Origin of the sequence: Chryseobacterium taiwanense (assembly GCF_000813825.1) — a bacterium.
Classification (GTDB): Bacteria; Bacteroidota; Bacteroidia; order Flavobacteriales; family Weeksellaceae; genus Chryseobacterium; species Chryseobacterium taiwanense.
This window is the reverse complement of sequence record NZ_JWTA01000023.1, coordinates 1-21,263: the sequence shown is the minus strand read 5'-3', so window position 1 is coordinate 21,263 and position 21,263 is coordinate 1. Positions and strand designations below refer to the sequence as shown.

Here is a 21,263-nt window from a genome sequence, read left to right as displayed (position 1 = left end):
AGTCGGGATATTTTTTTTTATAAACTTTTCCCTTCAATATAATCCATTAATGTTTTCTTATAATTGGGAGCAATGACGATCTGCTGATTTCCGATGACAATATGATTTCTTTCAATGGCTTCTATCTTGTTCAATCCGATAATATAGGATCTGTGAACCCTCATAAAGTCTTCTGAAGGTAATTCTTCTTCAAGTTTTTTCAGGCTCATCAATGTTAAAATAGGTTTAGGATTATCTTTAAGATATATTTTTACGTAATCTTTCAATCCTTCAATATAAAGGACTTCTGAAAATTCAATTTTAACCTGTCTATATTCTGATTTTACGAAAATGAAACTTTGCTTTTTCTCTGTTTTTTGCGGTGCAGACTCTGGAACAGCTTCAAAATAAGTTCTCGCTTTTTGAGCGGCATTCAGAAACTCATTATAATCAAATGGTTTTAAAAGATAGTCTAAAGCACTTACTTTGTAACCGTCAATCGCATATTGATCAAACGCAGTTGTAAAGATCACTTTGCATGTTGTGGGCAACAGTTTCGAAAATTCTAACCCTGAAAGTTCAGGCATCTGAATATCCAGAAAAAAAAGATCTATATTTTTTTCTTCTTCACATACCTGCATTGCTTCAATGGCGCTGTTACATTTTGCCTTCAGTTCCAGAAAAGGAGTTTTTAAGACATAGCTTTCGATCAGATTCAAAGCCATGGGTTCATCATCAGCAATCAGGCAGGTAAGTTTTCTCATTTTTATTTTGTTTTCAGTTTCATTTCTGCAATATACATTCCGTTATTGAGATGGGAATGGAATTCATGTTTTTCAGGATACAGCAAACTTAATCTTTTTTTGAGATTTTCTACACCTATTCCTGAACCGCTTTTATCTGTTTCCGTTTTGGGAAAATTAGAATTGGAAGCTGTAAAATGAATTTCATCTTCCACAATTTCCATTTTAAAACTAATATCTGAATGTTGTGTTGCCGAAACTCCGTGTTTAAAAGCATTTTCCACTACAGAAATGAAAAGCAAAGGGGCAATTTCAAGATTCGGAATCATCTTCGGAAAGCTTGTAAAAACTTTCGTATTATCATTCAGCCTAAGCGTCATCAGCTCTATGTATTTGTTCAAAAAGTCGATTTCATCAATCAATCTTATTTTTTCTACATCTGTTTTATACAGCAGGTGTCTCATCAGTTTGCTTAAGCTGTGAATGCTATGTTTAGCTTTCTCAGGCGCAAAATCAATGAGTGAATAAATATTATTTAGAGCATTAAAGAAAAAATGGGGCTGCAACTGGTATTTCAAATGCTGCAGTTCTGATTTCAATTTAATATTATCTGCTTCACGCTTGATTTCTTCTGCTTGTTTCATTTTCTGTCCGGAACTTATCGCAATTGAAAAAGCAACGGGAATCATATAAATCAGAAAGTCCATGAAATAAAAGAATGCTTCCGGTGGACGTCTTCCTCCTGAACCTCGAGGTCTTTGGGATTCTATCAGTTGAAAAATCTGTTGTTTTAAAATGATTAATGCAACAATAAGGATCACATTAATCAGTATGAAATTAAGCTTCTTATCCGTATACAGCCAATTGATAAGCACTAAGTAATTGACATAAAAAATAATTGCCAGAAAAAACAATTGAAGCCAAAAATGCTTGAAAAGCTCCAGCCAATTCCCATCTGAGCCCAATGAAAAAGCAGCAGGAAGAAAGAAAAGAACCAGCCAAATCAATAGATGAAAGCTGGCTTCTAATTTTTTATTTTTTAAATTAATCATTGTTTATTGTTGCTTGGTTTTTATCATAAATAGTTCAAATACAGGAATCAATTCTTCAAAAAAACGAATGTTTCTTCTCAAATTATTTCCTTTCTTATTCTCTTCATCAGAATTTAAACTTATTCAATCCGTTGAAAATTGAAGATTTATGAAATCTTTGGATTAGTGAATTTAAAATTTTTTCCAGCATTTTCCCTACAATTTTAAAATTAAATTTTCGCTTTATTCATATCTCAGTGCATTGATAGGATCTGCCTGAGCTGCTTTTCTTGCAGGATACCATCCGAAGAAGACTCCTGTAATCGTACAAACCGCAAAAGAAATAACAATGGAAACCATCGTAATACTTACCGGCCAACCTGCAAATTGTTTTACACAAAACGTAGCAACCAACCCGATTATTACTCCTAAAATTCCGCCTGTAATACTGATAAGTACCGATTCTATGAGAAACTGCATCAAAATATCATTTCCTTTTGCTCCTATTGCCATTCTCAACCCAATTTCTTTGGTTCTTTCTTTTACGGAAACATACATGATATTCATAATCCCGATTCCTCCTACAATTAATGAAATACTTGCAATAGCCACTAAAAGCACGGTTAACATTTCACTGGTAGAGCTAAATGTAGAGATAAGTTCCTGCTGAGAAGAAACATTGAAGTCATTATCTTGATCAGGTTTTATTTTGTGCTGAGCTTCCATTACAGCTTTTATTTCATTCACTGCCGCTTCTGAGTTTTCTTCGTTTAAAGAGGATGCTACAATAGACTGTAAATAGGTTTGTGCCAAAATTCTTTTCTGAACCGCTGTATAAGGTGCAATAATAATATCATCCTGATCCTGCCCAAAAGTATTCTCTCCTTTCTCTTTTAAAACTCCAATTACTTTAAACGGAATATTTTTAAAACGAATCATTTTTCCGATAGGATTTTCATTAGGGAAAAGATTTTCCTGAACTGTTTTCCCGATTACAGCAACTTTACCATACGCTTCCACATCATCTTCTGTAAACATAGAACCCTCTTCCACTCCCCAATCACGGATTTTCAAATATTCCGGAGATGCACCGTAAATTGAAGTTGGCCAGTTATTAGAACCTGCAATACTTTGTCCGCTTCCATTCACCAATGGAGAGATATTCTTAATCAGTTTTACCTGTTTTTTCAAAGCGTTATAATCTGCCAAAGTAAGGGTCTGCATTGCTGATGGATCTGAACGTACTCCCCCCATCATTCCCGCTCCTGGACGCACCGTGATAAGGTTAGCTCCCATACTGGAAATATTTTTCTTGATGCTCTCTTTGGATCCTTCTCCTATCGCCAACATTGCAATAACAGATGCTACCCCGATGATAATTCCGAGCATGGTAAGCATTGCTCTGGTTTTATTAAGCAAAATTGCTTTCCAGGCTATTTTAAGTAAGTTTAAAAAGTTCATTTTTTTCTTTTTTAATTTTTAAAACATTTGCAGACCTTCCTCTTCATTTCTTCTTCATTATATCTCTTCTCTCAGGCTTCATTTCTGGCCTGCAAATGTTACTGCATGTAATCCGTCTTCATTATAAAACACACCAAACTAATTATATATTAGAACAAAAAATTCTCTGGCTATTCTGCTGGTGGTAGTTTTGCCAACTCTTCCGAAGCATACAATCTTTGGGTTACCTGTCGATCTTCAGTAATCTTTCCATCTTTTAGCACCACTGTTCTTTTACTGAATTTTGCAATGTCATCTTCATGGGTTACAAATCCTATAGTAATTCCCTGATCATTTAATTCCTGGAAAAGATTCATGACTTCGTAAGAAGTTCTGGTATCTAAGTTTCCAGTTGCTTCATCTGCCAATAAAATGACGGGATGATTTACTAACGCTCTTGCAATAGCGACCCTCTGCTGTTGTCCTCCGGAAAGTTGGCTGGGAACATGATGAATTCTACTTTCCAATCCTACTTGTTTAAGTGCTTTTACAGCACGTTCCCTTCTTTCTTCTGCTGAAACTTTAGGGTTATACAATAATGGCAGTTCTACATTTTCCAGCGCACTTGTTCTTGCCAATAGGTTGTAGGATTGAAATATGAATCCAATTTTTTTATTTCTTATATCTGCCAGTTGGTTCTTATTAAGTTCTTTTACCAAAACACCATCCAGTTCATACGTTCCTGAGGTTGGCTGATCTAAACATCCTAAAATATTCAGAAATGTAGATTTACCAGAACCACTGGTTCCCATTATGGTTACAAATTCACCTTCATTTATGGTAAGATTAATTCCTTTCAACGCGTGAACAATTTCGTCGCCCATTTTGAACTCACGTTTCAAATTTTCTATATGGATAATGGGTTTCATTCTACTTTTATTTTAGATTATAGGGGTCAAATCCAAAAGGCTTAAGTTTCTTTATTCTTGACCAAAATTTTAATTTAATTCTCTGATTTAATTTCCCGGAGGCGGACCTTGACTTGAACTTGATTTTTTATTGTTACTGTTGGGTCTTTTCGGCATAAAAGGACTGCTTTCTGATCCGGATTTCGCTACAGCCTCCTGTTGTTCATCCAAAGCCGTTACAATTTGTTCATCGCCTGTCAATCCATTATTAACCTGAACATTAATTCCATCATTAATTCCTACGATAATCTGTTTTTGAGAAAGGCTTTTATCTTTATTGATGATCCAGATATATTTTTCTTTGTTTTTTCCCGTTTTCGTTTCTGGAACTTTACCTGTCAATTGATTTTGCAGATAGTATTTCTGTAAGACTTCTGTATCCGGACTGAAACTAATTGCTGCTGCCGGAACTGTATTGATATTCTTCAATTCTTGTGTGAAAATAGTCACTGTTGCAGTCAGACCCGGTTTTAATTTTTGTTCAGAATTATCGGCATCAATAATTACAGTATATGTCACCACATTCGACTCTGTAGTTGCTGCTAATCTCACCTGACGAACTTTTCCACTAAACTCTTCCTGAGGATAAGCATCTACCGTAAAACTCACTCGTTGCCCTACTTTCACATCGCCTATATCTGCTTCATCTACATTAGCTTCAACCTGCATTTTGGTAATATCTTTTGCAATAGAGAAAAGCGTAGGTGTGGTCATACTTGCCGCAACTGTCTGTCCTTCTTCTACTTCACGGCTTAGAATAATCCCGTCAATTGGAGCATAAATATTAGCATAACTTAAATTTGTTCTTGCCTGCGCCAATGCTGTTTTTCTTTGACTTACGGTCTGTTGTGAATTTTTCACCTGATACGCTGCCTGTTCGTAATCTGCTTTGCTGATCACTCCTGATCTGAACATATTATTCTGACGGTTATAATTCTGCTGATAATAATTAAGTTCGTTCAAAGCTGCTTCATACTGAGCCAATGCATTGTTCACAGACTCCTGTAGATTGGTTTTATCCAATTCCGCTAATAACTGTCCTTTTTTGACCTGAGAATTATAATCTGCATAAATATGATTAATGATCCCTGAAACCTGTGTTCCCACTTCTACCTGATCTACCGGCTCTACTGTTCCTGTTGCTGTAACAGATGTTGTGATATTCTGCTTCGCCATCTTTACTGTTTGTATGGAGATCTTAGCCTCTTTTTTCTGAGTAAAATATTGGTAGATAAAGATGATCGCAATAGCTGCTACAAGAGTAATCACCGAGTTTTTAAAGTATTTTTTATATTTTGGATTCATAGCTTTATATTTTATCCTTTATATTTATTTTAGTTTGTTGTCAATGTTTTACCTTGGTAAAAATTCAGAAGCTGCGTGTACAAAACCGCCATATATTTTGACTGAATGTAGGTCTGTTCATTTGTGAGATACGTATTTCTACTTACCGCAAGCTCAGTGGTTGTCAATCCTCCGAATTCAAACTTTTTATTTGCCAAATCGTACGCAAGTTTTGCATTGTCTCTTGCCACTTTTGAAGATTTCTGCTGAGCCTGATTGGCAACCGCATTTTGCCAAGCCGTTTCTATATTGGAATACAATGTTTTCCCGGCGCTTATCTTATCCAGATTATTCTGTTCAATATTTATTTTTGCAAGCTGTACGTTCGTTTCATTCTGTTTTTTAGAGAAAATCGGAATGTTTAAAGACAATCCTACAGATTTATTGAAGTTATTTTTAACCTGATTAAAGTAGCTGTAATCCTGTGTACTTGTAAATCCCGTATTGAGTCCTGCTGTTGCAGAAAGTGTTGGCAAATAACCTGTTTTTGTGATTTCAAGACTTTTAGTAAGAATTTCACCTTGAGCATCATAAATTTTCAGATCAGGAAGATTTTCGGTTGCTAATGCATATACCTGCTGTTTCTCAGGAATTTCGTCCATTAAATCGTTCATTTCCACTTTTTCAATCTGAAAATCAACACTCGGATCTAATTCTAACAACTGTTTCAGTTTTAAAACCTGCTGATTATAAAGATTCTCACTACTCACTACAGTATACTGATTCTGTGCATTCTGAGTTTCTACATCCGCCAGTTCTAATTTTGAAATGGCTCCGTTTTTATATTTTGTCTGTGTAAGTTTCAATTCCTGAGCGGAAGAACTTGCTGTATTATTCGCAATTTCAATTCCTTCATAGTAATATAAAGCCTGTAGATAAGCATTCAGAACATTCAGAACAATATTATTTTCAGCTTGTTTCTGATATAACTCTGATTGATCTGAAATCATTTTATTTTGCTCAATCTGAAGGTTTAATTTATTCCCTTGATACAAAACTGCATTGGCAGAAATCCCAAAACTGTTTGAAAGGATATTTTGGTTTACAAAACTACTGGTAATAGGGTCGATACTCGATCCGTTGGTCAGTCCCAAAGAAGAGGAACCATAAATAGTCGGCAGTTTATTATTTTTCTGTTGCTGATAATTAATTTGAGCTGTAGTTTTATCTAAAACTGTTTTCTTAACGGTGATATTATTTTCTACTGCATAATTAAGACAATCCTGAAGCGTCCATATTTTTTGAGCAGGCGCCAAGATGCCGACAAAGAGTGCTATAATAAGATACTGTTTCATTTTCTGTCTGTTTTACGAAACAAAATTGCTCAATCATGAAACCAATATCAAATGTAATCGACAAACGATGAAATTGTATAGAAGAACAGTCGTTTTTTACAATAAGAAAGTAGTACTAAATTCTTTAAAAGGGTATTAAAAACAAAAAAGAGACTGAACAATCAATCTCTTTTTATTTATTTTTTTTAATATTATTACAATCCGATTACCGGCATTGATAACATTAAGATGTTTTCGTTGTCTTCAAGACCATCAAGCGGCTCAATGATTCCCGGTCTGTTCGGCTGAGACATTTTCATTGTAATATCGTCTGAACCTAAAATTGTCAACATTTCCGTTAAGAATTTAGAACTAAATCCGATGTTAATATCTTCTCCGTTGTAATCGCAAGGAATCTGCATATCTGCTTTGTTTGCATATTCTGTATCTTCTGCATGAAGGTGAAGAATATTGGCAGAAAGCTTGAATCTTACCTGATTGGTAGATTTATTTGACATGATAGAAGCTCTTTTAATTGCTCCTAACAAAAGGTTTCTGTTGATCGTTAATACATTCGGGTTTTCTTTTGGAATTACCGCTGTATAGTTAGGATATTTTCCATCGATCAGTCTACAGATCCAAATATGTTTACCAAAAGTAAATTTAGCCATGTTCTCGTTGAAATCGATCGTAACATCATCATTTGAACTCGCTAATATATTTTTGAAAATGTTCAGAGGTTTTTTAGGCATGATGAACTCCATGGGTTCAACATTCATTAGGTCTGTTCTTTTATACACAACCAATCTGTGAGAATCGGTAGAAACAAAATTTGTTTCATTTTCTCCAAACTGGAACAATACTCCTGTCATTACTGGACGAAGAGAATCGTTACTTGTTGCAAAAAGTGTATTGGTTAATGCTTCAGACAAAACTCCTGCAGACATTGTAACACTTTGAGAAGCGTCAAATTCCGGTAATTCAGGATAGTCATCTGCATTGTCTAATGCTACTGCGAAATTATCTTTTTCATCTAAAATCTCAAGCTGACTTCCCGTTCCTTCCGCATTATCCTTCACCGCTAAGGTAAGTGGCTGCTCTCCGTACGTCTTAATGAAATCTTGAAAAATCTTAGCAGGAACAGCAAATTTTCCCGTATCATCAGATTTCACTTCAAGAGAAGTTACAAGAGTTGTCTCGCCATCAGATGCTGTAATGGTAACGTTTGTTCCGTCTAATTCAAAAAGATAGTTTTCTAAAATAGGTCTCGATTGAGAGCTTGATATTACACCACTTACAGTTTGTAACGCCTTCTGCAGTTCACCACTTGAAATAATAAATTTCATAGATTTAAAAATAAGTTTCTACAAATATAATAAATAGAAAACAGATAGAAAAGAATAATTATGAGAGTTATTAACAACCATCAAAAGAATTTTCTAAATATTTCTCCTTCTCTTTTTATACAAAGAAGATTCTCTTTATGAGAATAAATTAATAATTCCTTTTCCCAATTGAGTATATTTGTCTATAAATTTTCATCATGCGAAAACCACCGATTCATAAAAGTTTTCTGAACGCTTTCCGAGGTGTTTTTCTGATGATAAAAAGTGAGCGAAATTTTCAGATTGAGCTTTTGGCTTTTTTTATCAACCTTTTTTTAATTTTTTATCTAAAACTTTCTTCTACAGATACTATTCTCATTTTAATAGTTTCTTTCGGTGTTTTGTCCTCTGAAATTTTTAACACTGCCATCGAAAAACTCTGCGATATTGTCCAGCCTGAATTTGACCTAAGAATTGGATTTATTAAGGATATTTCCGCAGGTGCAGTGGTTTTAATGACTATCGTTTCTGTAATTGTTGGAATTTTAGTCTATTGGAAATATATTTTTGAGTAATTTTATTTTCGTAAAAGACTGAATATCTAAGAGTCAATATAATTAATCGTTTGTCATTCCGTAGGAATCTTAGCAGTTTTATAACATGACTAGATTCCACGCTTCGCTCTGAATGACAAAATAAACGTTCTCTATTGATTTCCTTAATTATCAAATCTATTTTCCAACATATATAAATCCTGACTTTCCGGATTTAAAAACTGTTTCTATTCTTTTATAATCATCCACTTCGTATTCATCGGCTTGCAAGATTTCATCCTCTGTAACTTCAAATAACATCCCTTCTACCTCATCTTCCATATCTCCGGAAAACACTAAAATCGGATGGTGTTTCTGATTGCTTTTTCTTAACACTTCAGGATCTGTGATTTCCAGCATTTCAAGTTTGTATCCAGTCAAAGTTTCTTTTTCTCCTTTTAAGATTCGTCCGAAAGTTTCGATTTGAACCTGCTCTTTCTGCAAAGTTCCGTAAGAAAATAATTGAGGCATTATAAATATTTTTCAATGATTGGGATTGCAATTTCAGCCATCATTCCGTAGCCCTTTTCATTGGGATGAACACCGTCTGCTGAAAGTAAAATTTCTTTATCGTCTAAAAAAGCCGAATGAAAATCAACATAATGTAGTGAATTTTCAGCCGTAATTTTTTTTAGAATTTGATTATAAACTAAAACTTCATTATTTGTTCTCAACTTTCCTGAAGCGACAACTACTCCATCCACATTATTTGAAAAAGGAAGAATGCTCACCAAGTATATATCATCGGAATATTTTTTCGCTTCCTGAATTGCTGTTAAAATATTTGCAGCAAATTTTTCAGGATGTACCATTTGAATATCCTCTTTAATGGCTAAATCATTCGCTCCGTAACTAATGAAAACTATATTTCCTTCTGCAGCATTTCTTGCCGCCATTTCATGGGGTATTCTTTTCACCAAACCATCTGTTGTTTCTCCACCAATTCCGAGATTAAAAAGAATCAACTCATGACTTCCTTCATTGTATTTCTGTAAAGCATATCTTTTCAGAATATCAACCCAACCACCAAAAACACCATCATATTCTCCGTAAGTGATACTGTCACCAAAGAACAAACCATACCTCATTTTTTTCATTTACTTTTTTATATTTTTATTTGTCTACTTTGAATTTTAAACCATCAAACAATAGTTTTTGAGATGCTTCGACTTCGCTCAGCATGACATTGCTAATACTAACCATTTTGACCTTAATGAAAGATAGTTTAGCTAGTCTTAAAATCTTAAATCCCTTAATGGTTTAATTCAATCCAAAATTAGTCTAATATTTTTGTGTGATTCTATAATTTCAATTAAAATTTCAAATAAAGTTAATCCGTTTCCATCCATCAACTCATCCAGTTTTTGCTGAATCAATTGTACATTAAAAGGCTTACCCATTCGGATTTTATTTTCGTAAAATTCTTTAGTTACATTAAATCCTAAATCTTCTTTTGATTTTTGAGAATTTCTCCACGTAATATCCGTTCTTACTCCATAGAGAATATCATCAAAACCATCTAAAGTTCCGACTTTCCAATCCTGATCTTTCATAAAAAGCTGAGAAATTTCCTCGTAGAAACCTTTTAAATCTGAAAAATGGTTCCCATCGATAACAGTCATTTTTTTATTTGCCTTTTCGTGTTCCATTTTTAATTATTGTTTCCCAATCGTTATGTATTCAAAAATAAAAAAAGAGCCAATTTTAATCTTGACTCTTTTCATTTTTTTAGAAATTTATTTTTTAATGAATTTCATTTTTTCTTCTCCTAAATTGATAAAGTAGATTCCTTTATTGAGTTCTGAGACTTCGATTATATTGTTTTCTTTATCCACATTTCCTGTTTTAATAAACTGTCCTGTAGCATTAAAAATTTTGTAGTCAGTTCTTTGTTTTAAGCCTAAAATTTTTATTTCGTTTACTGCAGGATTAGGCGTTAATGAAAGCGATGGATTGAAATTGGTTTCTTTTGTAGATAAACTACTTGTTCCAACCCAATTAGAGGTTGTACCAGTTAAAGCAAAGTTCAGTAAAGTTCCGTTCACCGTGGTGAATTCATCATTAAGAGTAGTGACACCCGCGTTATTTCCGTTTGCTATTCCTTGATTGCATTTATAGTAGGAAACCAGCCCTGTTTGTGGCAATGTCAGTTCACTATCCATATTAGCCGTTATTTGCGCTGCCGTTCTTACTGTACTCCAGATTCTAAATTCATCAATCGTTCCTTTAAAGAGCTGCGTTCCGTCTGTCTTAGATCCAATAGCCATTAGATTTGTCGTACCATAAGATGTACTTCCGCCTGATGCAGTAGTCTGCAAAACACCGTTAATATAAATCAATGTCTCACTAGTACTCACAGATCTTGTAATTGCTATATGATTCCAGGCATTCAGAGTAAGTGAGCCGGAAGTAGAAGGATTGGTGGTTCCATTTATATAGGCATACACTTTTCCTGTACTATTGATCATAATACTCACATAGTTTGAAGTCGTTGTCTGCACAAAAAATACCCTGTTTGTAGTAAAGGTAGTCGGCTTTATCCTTGCTTCAATAGTAAAATCCTGAGTAGCAACACTATTAAACATGGTAGGAACACTAAAAGTGACATAATCATTAGTCCCATCAAGGTCTAATGCATTTCCGGCCTGAGCATGGGCAAAATTCATTATTAACAATGAAAAAAGAGGGAAAAAGTAATTTTTTAGCATAATCAAAGTATTTAAATTTTATTTAAAATTAATAAAAAACGCTCATTAAAATGAAAACAAAATTAAATATTTGATAATTTTAATTGAAAATAAATATAAAAATCACATTCAAAAACATCTTTTTGTATTCATAATAAAAAAACGGATCCGAATGTTATAACACCCGAATCCGTTTTCCATTAAAATTGTATTCTATTTGATCTGATTTACTTAAAAAAATGTATCAAATAAGCCAATAAAAATAAACTGTATTTATAAGTAATAATTCCTAAGAATAAGCAAATGAAACTCTTAACGTAATTCAAGAAATTCTTTTCTCCAAAAAACTGACCAATTGCCCACACAAAATAAACCTGAACCAAATAAACTCCAATCTGAGCGATGATAAATAATCCGGTTAATTTTGAAAGTAAGAGAAAGATTAACACTGCAATAAAAAAGACTCCGAAAATATAAGATAGGAGTACGAAGATTTCAAATATGTTATAGCCTTTTTTATAAAAGAACATTTTAGCCCATAAAGCCATAAAAAATCCGATGATCAAAGCTGAATATCCAAGATGAGAGTCTACCCAATTATTGATAGCATCGATATACATACTATTTTCCCATCCCGCTGTTTTTCCCAATCCTTTGATATTAAATATGAGAACTTCAATATGAAAAAGATGGATGAGAAAGGTATAAATAACTGCCGAGAAGACTAAAAACACAATAGGTTTTACGTATTTTTCACGGTTTTCTGTAAGGTATTCTCTTACCGCTTTTCCCGGACGTAACAAAAGTTCTTTAAAGGTAAAAGGAAAGCCTTTATCAAAATGGAAAAGGTGTTGTATCTCGTGCGAAATGTATTCTGCATCTATTCTTTTGATTCCTTGTTTTTGTTCAGAAGAATTCCTTTCGTTCATTAGTTAAAGTTTTTTTATCATTGTAAGTATGATACAAAAATATAAACTTATTCGCGAAAATAGCTATAAAAAAACCTCATAGAATAAGGAAATCTATGAGGTTTGATATTTTATTTGAAGTATTCTACTCCGTTTTTGAATATATTATGGTAATTCGCAGTTGGAATGTTTTTCAGCAACCCTTCTGCAAAACGTTCCGGGTGGCCCATCCTACCGAATATTTTACCATCCGGACTGGTGATTCCTTCAATTCCGAACAATGAATTATTTGGATTGAACGGCATTCCGTGAGCAATGTTTCCATCCAGATCCAAATATTGTGTTGCAATCTGTCCGTTTTCATATAGCTTCTGAATTTCCGCTTCCAAAGCCATGAAACGACCTTCACCATGAGAAATCGGAATGGTGAACACCTGGTCTTTCATTCCTTTCAACCAAGGCGATTCGTCATTCACTACTCTTACGTTAACCATTTGAGAAATATGTCTTCTGATCGCGTTATGAGCTAACGTTGGAGAATTTTCATCCAAATCTTTGATTCTTCCGTAAGGTAACAATCCTGATTTAACCAACGCCTGGAAACCGTTACAGATACCGATAATCATACCGTCTCTGTCTAGCAATTCGTGAACTGCGTTTCTCATCTTCTCATTTTTTAAAACGTTTACAATGAATTTTGCAGAACCATCCGGCTCATCTCCTGCAGAGAAACCTCCTGAGAATGCTAAAATCTGAGAAGTTTTGATTTCTTCTACCCAAGCATCAATACTTTCATCCAATAATTGGTGATTGATATTGATCAAAGGTAAACTGCTGATTGCAGCTCCTTCTTTTGCGAAAGCATTCAACGTATCATACTCACAGTTTGTTCCCGGGAAAACCGGTGCGAATACTTTTGGCTGAGCGATTCCGTGCTTTTTGATGATGATATTTCTTGGGTTGATCGAGTTTAATTTCTCATCGATTTCAACCGTCAATTTTTCTTTTTCAATCGTTGGGAAAAGATTCTCAAAAGTGTTTGTATTTGCTGCTAACAATTTTTCAATCGCGAATTCAACCTCATTAATTTTAATACTATTTGAATCTTTAACTTCTCCAATCAAATGAAGGTTTACAGAGCTTAATTCTTCTGTAGATTCGATGATTAAGCTACCGATATTTTTTGCTAATAAAGCGTTTTCAGCAACCGTAATTTCAGCACCTAATCTGTTTCCGAAGCTCATTTTTGCTAGAGCCACTGCAACTCCTCCTTCTTTCACTGTTTTTACTGAAACAATCTTTCCTGCTTTAATATTTTCAAAAATTAATTCAAAAACAGCTTTTAAAGCATCATAATTTGGAAGTCCGTTTTCCTGAGCGATATGATTGAAGAAATACACTTTATTTCCTGCCTTCTTAAATTCAGGAGAGATAATGTTTTTCTTTTCTCCGTTCGCACAAGCGAAAGAAATCAACGTTGGCGGAACATTCAGATCCTGATACGTTCCACTCATTGAGTCTTTACCACCGATTGCAGCCAGTCCAAAGTTGATCTGAGCATCGTAAGCTCCCAACAAAGAAGCTAAAGGTTTCCCCCATTTTTCAGGATTCTGACCTAATTTCTCAAAATATTCCTGGAAACTGAATCTGATATTTTTATAATCACCGCCCATTGCAACAATCTTTGCTACACTTTCAACGACAGCATAAGAAGCTCCCAACAAAGAGTTCTGCTTAGAAATCTCTGCATCGAATCCCCAACTCGCCAATGAAACTGTTTCAATATCTTTTGCACCGATGATCGGTAATGTCTGAACACTTCCTTCCATCAAAGTCTGCTGGTATTTTCCACCTAAAGGCATTGCAACCGTAGTCGCACCGATAGAAGAATCGAACATTTCCAACAATCCTTTTTGAGAAGCTACATTTTTATCTCCTAAGATTTTCAAGAAGTTCTCTTCATTGAATGACGGAGTTTCTTCTTTTACTTCGTTAAGGTGAGTAATTTTAACTTCCTGGCTTTTTGAACACCCGTTCGTATCTAAAAATGCTCTTGAAAGGTCAACAATTTTATCGCCTTTCCAGAACATCTGCATTCTACCTGAATCTGTCACTTTTGCAACCTCAACAGCTACAATGTTTTCAGCTTCACAGAATTTGATGAACTGTTCTTTATCTTTTGGTTCAACCACAACGGCCATTCTTTCCTGAGATTCAGAAATAGCCAGTTCAGTTCCGTTTAAACCTTCATATTTTAATGGTAATACATCAAGATTCACCTCCAAAGAATCAGCAATTTCACCGATCGCTACAGAAACACCTCCAGCTCCGAAATCATTGGATTTTTTAATCAATCTAGTAACTTCAGGATTTCTGAATAATCTCTGGATTTTTCTTTCTTCAACCGCATTTCCTTTCTGAACTTCAGAACTCATCGTGTGGATAGAAGTTTCGTCCTGTTCTTTCGAACTTCCGCTTGCTCCCCCAACTCCGTCACGACCTGTTGCACCTCCTAAAATAATGATAGAATCACCAGCTTCAGGTTTTTCACGTCTTACCCAATCCACAGGAACCGCTCCGGCAACGAAACCAACTTCCATTCTTTTTGCTTTGTAGCCTTCATCATAGATTTCAGAAACCATTGTAGTCGCCAAACCAATTTGGTTACCATAAGAAGAATATCCGTTTGCAGCCTGTTTTGTAATTGTTTTTTGAGGTAATTTACCCGGTAATGTTTTATCAACAGATTCCAACACATCAGCAGCACCCGTTAATCTCATCGCCTGGAAAACGAAAGAACGTCCGGACAAAGGATCTCTGATTGCTCCTCCTAAACACGTTGAAGCTCCTCCAAAAGGTTCAATTTCTGTCGGGTGATTGTGTGTTTCGTTCTTAAATAATAAATACCATGGTTCTTTTTTACCATCGTACTCAGCTTCAATCTGGATCGTACAAGCATTGATTTCGTCAGAAACCACCAAGTTTTCCAAATTGCCTGTTTTATGGAAATATCTTCCGCAAACTGTTGCCAGATCCATTAAAGAGATCGGTTTCAATTCACGGCCTAAGAATTTTCTTTTTTCGATATAATCATTGAAAATAGTTTCCAATGTATGTTTGAACTTTCCTTCGAATTCAATGTTTGATAATTCTGTTTCAAACGTTGTGTGACGACAGTGGTCACTCCAATACGTATCTAAAACTTTAAGTTCAGTTTCCGTAGGATTTCTGTTCTCTGTTTTAAAATACTCCTGAATGAATTTCAAATCGTCTAACCCTAATGCAAAACCATGCTTGTTAAAGAACTCTTCAAGCTGAGCATCATCAAAATTGATGAAGTTTTCGTGAATAATAACTTTTGATGGCGTTTCTTCTGCAGGAATATCTAAAATGGATAGATCTTTTTCCTGAGATTCAACTTTATTGATAAGCAGGTCTTTGATTTTCACTAAATCAGATTCGGAAACTCCTTCAAATTCGATCAATTTACCGCTTCTTACTTTAGACTTTTCATTTTCAGTCAACAAAGCAATACATTGTTGCGCAGAATCTGCACGTTGATCGTATTGTCCTGGTAAAAATTCCATTCCAAAATAGATCCCTTTTGCGGGGTTTTCTTCGTGTAAAATATCAGTAACCGGATCTACGAAAGTGCTGTTGACCACTTTTCCGAATTCACCATCGTTTAATCCAAAGATATCGTAAACGTTATATACTTTTACGCTTTGGATAGACGGAACCACCGCTTTTACTTCATCAAAAATTTTTGGACTTTCTACATCGAAAATTCCTCTTTTTTCTACGAAAATTCTTTTGTTATTAGACATTAGATGTCAGATATTTATTAGATTTATTTTTAATTTAAAATTTGTCATCTAAGAATCTGGTGTATGTTAGCCTAGATTCCTACGGAATGACAAACAGAGCTTTTATTTAAAATAAAATATGCAGCCGAAAAGACTGCATACTGTATTATACTTTAAGATCAGCCTCTAATCCTATTAAGTCTTTGTTTTGATCAATGATCGGCTGAACTTCATTGGCAATGAATTCTTCCGTCTGAATTGGTGCAAAACCGATGAAGTTTTTAGGATCAAGAACTTCTTTTAATTTTGATTTATCCAGTTTTAATGAATCGTCATTCAGGATTCTTTCGATAAGGTCATTTTCTTTACCTTCCTCTTTCACTTTTTTAGACGCTTCCATAGAATGAACTCTGATCACTTCGTGGATTTCCTGACGGTCACCACCAGCTTTCACTTCTTCCATGATAATGTATTCTGTCGCCATGAAAGGAAGTTCTTCCATAATATGTTTGTTGATTCTGTTCGGATATACTACAATTCCGTTCATGATGTTATTCCAGATCAATAGAATGGCATCAACAGCTAAAAACGCTTGTGGAATTGTTAATCTTTTATTTGCAGAATCGTCTAATGTTCTTTCAAACCATTGTGTTGAAGCCACCATTGCAGAACTTGTTGTCAAAGACATTACATATTTTGCCAATGCTCCGATTCTTTCGCTTCTCATTGGATTACGTTTGTAAGCCATTGCAGATGAACCAATCTGGTTTTTCTCGAATGGTTCTTCAATTTCCTTAAGATTTTGAAGTAAACGTAAATCGTTGGTAAATTTATGTGCAGATTGTGCGATATTTCCTAATAAAGCCACCACTTTAGCATCGATTTTTCTGTCATAAGTCTGTCCGGAAACTCCGAAAACTTTTTCGAAACCGAATCTTTTTGACAATTCTTTATCTAGGTGTTTAACTTTAGAATAATCACCGTTGAAAAGTTCAAGGAAACTTGCAGCAGTTCCTGTAGTTCCTTTTACCCCTCTGAATCTTAATGTTTCTAAGAAGAAATCCAATTCTTCGATGTCAAGAACCAAACTTTGTAACCAAAGTGTTGCCCTTTTTCCAACAGTTGTTAACTGAGCCGGCTGGAAGTGAGTGAATCCTAACGTTGGAAGGTCTTTATATTGAATCGCAAAATCAGAAAGATTTTTCATCACGTTTACCAACTTTTTCTTCAAGATCAAAAGTCCGTCACGGATTTGAATTAAGTCTGTATTATCTCCTACAAATGCTGAAGTTGCTCCCAAGTGAATAATTCCTTTTGCTGAAGGCGCCACATCACCATACGCGTGAACGTGAGCCATTACATCATGACGGAATTTTTTCTCATACTCAGCTGCTTTATCGTAATCGATATTTTCAGCATTAGCTTTCAATTCAGCGATTTGTTCGTCTGTAATTTCAAGTCCAAGGTCTTTTTCGATTTCAGCAAGGGCAATCCAAAGCTTTCTCCAGTTCTGGAATTTATTGTTGTGAGAAAAGTTAAACAACATTTCTTCGCTTGAATAGCGTTCTTCCAAAGGATTTTTGTAGGAATTCATTCTTTTCTTTTACTTTTTAGATGATGCAAAAATACGGTTTTTAAACGAGAGAGAAAAATGCTTTTTTTAAACACAAATTGTAGTAATTTTTATGTCAAAAGCTTCATAAATTTTAATTAAACTTGTTTAAACTTACTTGAACTTAGCATAAATGATTTTTAACGCGACGTTCGCAACGGCACTTCGTTCAGCAAATGATAATTACGCCTTAGCTAAGTGGAACGCCATTGCGAACGAAAATATTTTCAAGTTTATTAAAAAATTCTTTGCGATCGTCGCGTTTAAAATATTTTATCAATTTCATAATGTCAAATAAAAGTTTAAACAAGTTCATTATTATAAATCTTGCAAACTGAAAATGTTTTATCATAAATTTGTTGCTTCGTTTTAAAACAATAATGAAATGGGCAGTTTGAGAAAATTAGAAATCAAAAAAAACATTCAAAAAGAAGAAGATAAAAATCTGTCTTTTCGGGTTTTTGATTTGACGGAAGGGAATCTGAAAGATTATTTTAAACCACACAAAAAAGATCATTTTCTCATTATTGTTATCGAAAAAGGAACCTTACAACTTCATATTGAAGATAAAATTCACTTTTTGAAAGCCGGAAAAATTTCCGTTGTATTTCCGGAACAGGTTCATTTTATTTCAGATGTAAGTCAAGATTTACAAGGAAAAATCATTCTGTTTGAAGAAATATTATTCTGTTCCGATATTCTTAAAAATGAACTGAGCACTTATAATGTTAATCTTTCCACCCAGCTTAATTGTACAATTTTATCTCATGATGATTTTGAGCAAAGCATGAACTCGATCAAAATCATTCAGGGAATTTATCAAAAACCGAGTTTGATTAAAAAAGAACAGGCAAGATTTCTGATCAAAATATTTTTGTTAGGTTTAATCGAATCTGTTCATGGTTTACATCCCATTTTACATAAAGAAACGGTTGACAAACCTATTTACGTTCGTTTTAAAAAATTACTGAATGAGCATTACAAGCAATACAGAACCGTTCAATATTACGCCGAAGAATTAGCAATTACTCCGAAAAAATTAAATTCAATCACCAAAAAACATTGCGGAGAGACTGCAATTCAGGCCATTCACAATCGAATTTTAATGGAAATAAAACGTCAGTTGATGTTTTCCGACCTTTCGCATAAAGAAATTGCCTTTGACTTAGGTTTTAATTCTCCTTCTGCTCTCAATAAATTCGTAAAAGCAAAACTGAAAGAAACACCTACGGAACTTCAGCAGGAACTGGCGCAAATGTATAACGCGTAGTCCTGTTTGTATAACATTGCTTGTTTGGGCTTATCTACTTTTGTATCATCAAAAATTAAGAAAAAAATGAGCAAATTATTTATTGCAGGAGAGGTTTTCCATGGTGCAGGAACTCTTGAAGAATTAAAAAATATTAAAGGAACCAAAGCGGTAATCGTAACAGGGGGAAGCTCAATGAAAAAGAGCGGAACATTGGATAAAGCCGTTGCTTACCTTGCCGAAGCAGGAATAGAAACTCAGATTTTCGAAGGTGTGGAAGAGGATCCATCCTCTGAAACTTGTATGAAAGGAGCTGAAATGATTCAAAAATTTCAGCCAGAATGGATTATCGGTTTAGGAGGTTGTTCAGCCATTGATGCGGCAAAAATCATGTGGGTATTTTATGAGTATCCTGATGCAGATTTCGATGCGATGATCAAGCCTTTCACTGTTCCGGTTTTAAGAAATAAAGCAAAATTTATCGCAATTCCTTCTACAAGCGGAACGGGAACCGAAACTACAGGTCTTGCTGTTATTACTGACAGAGAAAAAGGGGTGAAATATCCTATCGTTTCTTACGAATTAACGCCGGATATTGCTATTGTTGACGGCGAAATATGTGCTTCAATGCCGGCTCACGTTACTTCAAACACAGGTCTTGATGCTTTAACTCACTGTGTGGAAGCTTATGTTTCGAATATTGACAATAATATTGCAGATGCGCTTTCAAAAGGTGGTTTGGAGATTGTTTTTGATAATCTGAAAGAAGCGGTAGAAAACCCAAACAATATTACAGCACGTCAGAATATGCATGATGCTTCGTTTATGGCTGGTTTGGCATTCAACAATGCATGGTTGGGAATTGTTCATTCATTGTCTCACCAAGTGGGTGCTTTGTACGGAATCCCTCATGGTGCTTCTAATGCTATTTTCCTTCCGAATGTGATTCGTTACAATGCTCAGGCGACAAACCGTTTTCCTGATTTAGCGAAAGTGATCGGTAAAGAAACAGCGGAAGATTTGGCTCAGGCCATCGAAACATTACGTTCTGAAGTTAATAATCAATCAGCGATTAAAGAGTTCGGAATTTCAAGAGAAGATTGGGATAAAAACCTTGATTACATTGCTAACAATGCATTAATTGATCCTTGTACAGGTTTCAACCCTAGAGTTCCTTCTTTGGATGAGTTGAAAGCTATTTACAATGCTTGTTATGAGGGCATTGTTTATCAAGAGGCTGTAACCGCTTAATTTTCAATTCAAATTGAAAATAAAAAACAGGAAATTTCATTGAGGTTTCCTGTTTTTTGATCTTATACTTTAAGTTTTTAGATTATTTACCTACGATTGAGATTCTTAATTCGTCAGAATGACACAAGTAAAACACAGTTGCCCATTACATCAAAAAGCCACTCTTTCGAATGGCTCAGATTTGTTTTTGAAAGCTATTTTACTGATAGATTACTACATCATTTTTAGTAATCTGATATCTTTTTTTATAAGGGATTAAAGTGTAACTGTCTTTTATATGACTCCCGCTTTTCCAAAGTTTTTCTTTTCCCTGTTTGTCAAGAATAATGCTTTTTGCACTTGCATCGGGAATAAAAACCTCAGCTTTTTTCATGTCTTTGCTGAAAATAACGGCCGTCATTGAAGTATAGCTTTTGTCTGTGCTTACTTCTTTTAATTTAATTTTCTGTTCAAAAACTCTTACACACTTGTTTCTAATTTGTGAATAGGTATAGCCTGCAGAAGCTATACAGCCATGAACATCTCTGTCACCTCCAACGACCGGAGCTTTTTGAGCAAAAGCCAAAGCAGTAACGAACAAGGTACTGAACACAATTGTTTTTTTCATGTTTTTAAATATTAAGTTGATAATTTGGTAAAAATTACACCAAAAAATATGGTATCAGTTTATTTCTTTCTAAATTACAAAAAAATGTTGTTTTTAGACTACAGGAAAAATCCTAAAATATAACCGCGGTTGGAAAGGTTATCAAACACCCATGATTAATTTTTCAATAAAAGATGGAAAGATCATTGAATCCGAACCTTATTTATATTCTGCTGCTGATATAAATAAGTTCCGCTCTTTTAAAAATTATATTGATAAGCCCATTGAAATAAAATACAACCCTAATAACCCAAAAGAATTTATAATTTCGGATCAAAAAACTATTAATAAGGTTGGAATATTTATACTAACCCTTATTGGTTTTTTCTTTTCTCTTATGGGAATATTAGATATTTTAGGTATAATCCATATATAAACTCTTTGACAATAAATAAAAAAGCCACTCA

Annotated in this window: 19 protein-coding genes; 4 read left to right on the top strand and 15 right to left on the bottom strand. The window is 34.4% G+C overall.

The window, feature by feature from the left end; translation table 11 throughout:
• Positions 1-17 precede the first annotated feature (17 nt).
• From RM51_RS18680 to dnaN, 7 genes are all read right to left on the bottom strand, one after another.
• Positions 18-743, bottom strand: a complete 726-nt coding sequence (locus tag RM51_RS18680; protein WP_039373194.1) for a LytR/AlgR family response regulator transcription factor — start codon at positions 741-743, stop codon at positions 18-20.
• Between the two features lie 2 nt (positions 744-745).
• Entirely contained in the window at positions 746-1,774 is a 1,029-nt protein-coding gene (locus RM51_RS18675) for a sensor histidine kinase (protein WP_039373192.1), read from the bottom strand.
• 222 nt (positions 1,775-1,996) lie between these two features.
• Complete coding sequence (locus RM51_RS18670) at positions 1,997-3,214, bottom strand: ABC transporter permease (RefSeq protein WP_039373191.1); 1,218 nt, start codon at positions 3,212-3,214, stop codon at positions 1,997-1,999.
• A gap of 170 nt (positions 3,215-3,384) precedes the next feature.
• Complete coding sequence (locus tag RM51_RS18665) at positions 3,385-4,122, bottom strand: ABC transporter ATP-binding protein (RefSeq protein ID WP_039373187.1); 738 nt, start codon at positions 4,120-4,122, stop codon at positions 3,385-3,387.
• Positions 4,123-4,209: 87 nt separating this feature from the next.
• Complete coding sequence (locus RM51_RS18660; protein WP_039373186.1) at positions 4,210-5,466, bottom strand: efflux RND transporter periplasmic adaptor subunit; 1,257 nt, start codon at positions 5,464-5,466, stop codon at positions 4,210-4,212.
• 29 nt (positions 5,467-5,495) lie between these two features.
• Positions 5,496-6,800, bottom strand: a complete 1,305-nt coding sequence (locus RM51_RS18655) for a TolC family protein (RefSeq protein WP_052248578.1) — start codon at positions 6,798-6,800, stop codon at positions 5,496-5,498.
• Between the two features lie 194 nt (positions 6,801-6,994).
• Positions 6,995-8,125 carry a DNA polymerase III subunit beta gene (gene dnaN / locus RM51_RS18650; protein ID WP_039373185.1) on the bottom strand — a complete coding sequence of 377 codons (1,131 nt, stop codon included), beginning with the start codon at positions 8,123-8,125 and terminating at the stop codon, positions 6,995-6,997.
• Between the two features lie 197 nt (positions 8,126-8,322).
• Here dnaN and RM51_RS18645 point away from each other — a divergent pair, with 197 nt between their 5' ends.
• Positions 8,323-8,679, top strand: a complete 357-nt coding sequence (locus tag RM51_RS18645; protein WP_039373184.1) for a diacylglycerol kinase family protein — start codon at positions 8,323-8,325, stop codon at positions 8,677-8,679.
• Between the two features lie 156 nt (positions 8,680-8,835).
• Here RM51_RS18645 and RM51_RS18640 read toward each other — a convergent pair whose 3' ends face one another.
• From RM51_RS18640 to purB, 7 genes are all read right to left on the bottom strand, one after another.
• Positions 8,836-9,168, bottom strand: coding sequence for a gamma-glutamylcyclotransferase family protein (locus RM51_RS18640; RefSeq protein WP_039373181.1), 333 nt, complete (start codon positions 9,166-9,168; stop codon positions 8,836-8,838).
• Positions 9,168-9,794: an SGNH/GDSL hydrolase family protein gene (locus tag RM51_RS18635; RefSeq protein WP_084111239.1), complete on the bottom strand. Its 627-nt coding sequence runs from the start codon at positions 9,792-9,794 to the stop codon at positions 9,168-9,170. The genes RM51_RS18640 and RM51_RS18635 overlap by 1 nt, the downstream gene beginning before the upstream one ends.
• A 168-nt stretch (positions 9,795-9,962) precedes the next feature.
• Positions 9,963-10,346 (bottom strand): ribonuclease inhibitor, encoded by a 384-nt coding sequence (locus tag RM51_RS18630; protein WP_052248577.1) that lies wholly within the window; start codon positions 10,344-10,346, stop codon positions 9,963-9,965.
• Positions 10,347-10,433: 87 nt separating this feature from the next.
• Positions 10,434-11,363 carry a LamG-like jellyroll fold domain-containing protein gene (locus RM51_RS18625; protein WP_039373178.1) on the bottom strand — a complete coding sequence of 310 codons (930 nt, stop codon included), beginning with the start codon at positions 11,361-11,363 and terminating at the stop codon, positions 10,434-10,436.
• Between the two features lie 248 nt (positions 11,364-11,611).
• Positions 11,612-12,313, bottom strand: coding sequence for a DUF3667 domain-containing protein (locus RM51_RS18620; protein ID WP_039373177.1), 702 nt, complete (start codon positions 12,311-12,313; stop codon positions 11,612-11,614).
• Between the two features lie 110 nt (positions 12,314-12,423).
• Entirely contained in the window at positions 12,424-16,119 is a 3,696-nt protein-coding gene (locus RM51_RS18615) for a phosphoribosylformylglycinamidine synthase (RefSeq protein WP_039373175.1), read from the bottom strand.
• A 145-nt stretch (positions 16,120-16,264) separates the two neighbouring features.
• Positions 16,265-17,692, bottom strand: coding sequence for an adenylosuccinate lyase (gene purB / locus RM51_RS18610; protein ID WP_039373172.1), 1,428 nt, complete (start codon positions 17,690-17,692; stop codon positions 16,265-16,267).
• A 403-nt stretch (positions 17,693-18,095) separates the two neighbouring features.
• On the opposite strand from purB, the gene RM51_RS18605 reads away from it, so the two are divergent.
• Together RM51_RS18605 and RM51_RS18600 are read left to right on the top strand one after the other, a co-directional pair.
• Positions 18,096-18,980 carry an AraC family transcriptional regulator gene (locus tag RM51_RS18605; protein WP_039373169.1) on the top strand — a complete coding sequence of 295 codons (885 nt, stop codon included), beginning with the start codon at positions 18,096-18,098 and terminating at the stop codon, positions 18,978-18,980.
• Positions 18,981-19,046: 66 nt separating this feature from the next.
• Positions 19,047-20,210 carry an iron-containing alcohol dehydrogenase gene (locus tag RM51_RS18600; RefSeq protein WP_039373167.1) on the top strand — a complete coding sequence of 388 codons (1,164 nt, stop codon included), beginning with the start codon at positions 19,047-19,049 and terminating at the stop codon, positions 20,208-20,210.
• Positions 20,211-20,409: 199 nt separating this feature from the next.
• Here RM51_RS18600 and RM51_RS18595 read toward each other — a convergent pair whose 3' ends face one another.
• Positions 20,410-20,817 (bottom strand): hypothetical protein, encoded by a 408-nt coding sequence (locus RM51_RS18595; protein ID WP_039373165.1) that lies wholly within the window; start codon positions 20,815-20,817, stop codon positions 20,410-20,412.
• Between the two features lie 151 nt (positions 20,818-20,968).
• Here RM51_RS18595 and RM51_RS18590 point away from each other — a divergent pair, with 151 nt between their 5' ends.
• Complete coding sequence (locus RM51_RS18590) at positions 20,969-21,232, top strand: hypothetical protein (protein ID WP_039373162.1); 264 nt, start codon at positions 20,969-20,971, stop codon at positions 21,230-21,232.
• Positions 21,233-21,263: the final 31 nt, after the last annotated feature.

What these genes read in the sequence shown, in the direction of transcription:
- RM51_RS18680 (WP_039373194.1), bottom strand. Translation starts at nt 743, where the DNA reads ATGAGAAAACTTACCTGCCTGATTGCTGATGATGAACCCATGGCTTTG.
- RM51_RS18675 (WP_039373192.1), bottom strand. Translation starts at nt 1,774, where the DNA reads ATGATTAATTTAAAAAATAAAAAATTAGAAGCCAGCTTTCATCTATTG.
- RM51_RS18670 (WP_039373191.1), bottom strand. Translation starts at nt 3,214, where the DNA reads ATGAACTTTTTAAACTTACTTAAAATAGCCTGGAAAGCAATTTTGCTT.
- RM51_RS18665 (WP_039373187.1), bottom strand. Translation starts at nt 4,122, where the DNA reads ATGAAACCCATTATCCATATAGAAAATTTGAAACGTGAGTTCAAAATG.
- RM51_RS18660 (WP_039373186.1), bottom strand. Translation starts at nt 5,466, where the DNA reads ATGAATCCAAAATATAAAAAATACTTTAAAAACTCGGTGATTACTCTT.
- RM51_RS18655 (WP_052248578.1), bottom strand. Translation starts at nt 6,800, where the DNA reads ATGAAACAGTATCTTATTATAGCACTCTTTGTCGGCATCTTGGCGCCT.
- dnaN (WP_039373185.1), bottom strand. Translation starts at nt 8,125, where the DNA reads ATGAAATTTATTATTTCAAGTGGTGAACTGCAGAAGGCGTTACAAACT.
- RM51_RS18645 (WP_039373184.1), top strand. Translation starts at nt 8,323, where the DNA reads ATGCGAAAACCACCGATTCATAAAAGTTTTCTGAACGCTTTCCGAGGT.
- RM51_RS18640 (WP_039373181.1), bottom strand. Translation starts at nt 9,168, where the DNA reads ATGCCTCAATTATTTTCTTACGGAACTTTGCAGAAAGAGCAGGTTCAA.
- RM51_RS18635 (WP_084111239.1), bottom strand. Translation starts at nt 9,794, where the DNA reads ATGAAAAAAATGAGGTATGGTTTGTTCTTTGGTGACAGTATCACTTAC.
- RM51_RS18630 (WP_052248577.1), bottom strand. Translation starts at nt 10,346, where the DNA reads ATGGAACACGAAAAGGCAAATAAAAAAATGACTGTTATCGATGGGAAC.
- RM51_RS18625 (WP_039373178.1), bottom strand. Translation starts at nt 11,363, where the DNA reads ATGAATTTTGCCCATGCTCAGGCCGGAAATGCATTAGACCTTGATGGG.
- RM51_RS18620 (WP_039373177.1), bottom strand. Translation starts at nt 12,313, where the DNA reads ATGAACGAAAGGAATTCTTCTGAACAAAAACAAGGAATCAAAAGAATA.
- RM51_RS18615 (WP_039373175.1), bottom strand. Translation starts at nt 16,119, where the DNA reads ATGTCTAATAACAAAAGAATTTTCGTAGAAAAAAGAGGAATTTTCGAT.
- purB (WP_039373172.1), bottom strand. Translation starts at nt 17,692, where the DNA reads ATGAATTCCTACAAAAATCCTTTGGAAGAACGCTATTCAAGCGAAGAA.
- RM51_RS18605 (WP_039373169.1), top strand. Translation starts at nt 18,096, where the DNA reads ATGGGCAGTTTGAGAAAATTAGAAATCAAAAAAAACATTCAAAAAGAA.
- RM51_RS18600 (WP_039373167.1), top strand. Translation starts at nt 19,047, where the DNA reads ATGAGCAAATTATTTATTGCAGGAGAGGTTTTCCATGGTGCAGGAACT.
- RM51_RS18595 (WP_039373165.1), bottom strand. Translation starts at nt 20,817, where the DNA reads ATGAAAAAAACAATTGTGTTCAGTACCTTGTTCGTTACTGCTTTGGCT.
- RM51_RS18590 (WP_039373162.1), top strand. Translation starts at nt 20,969, where the DNA reads ATGATTAATTTTTCAATAAAAGATGGAAAGATCATTGAATCCGAACCT.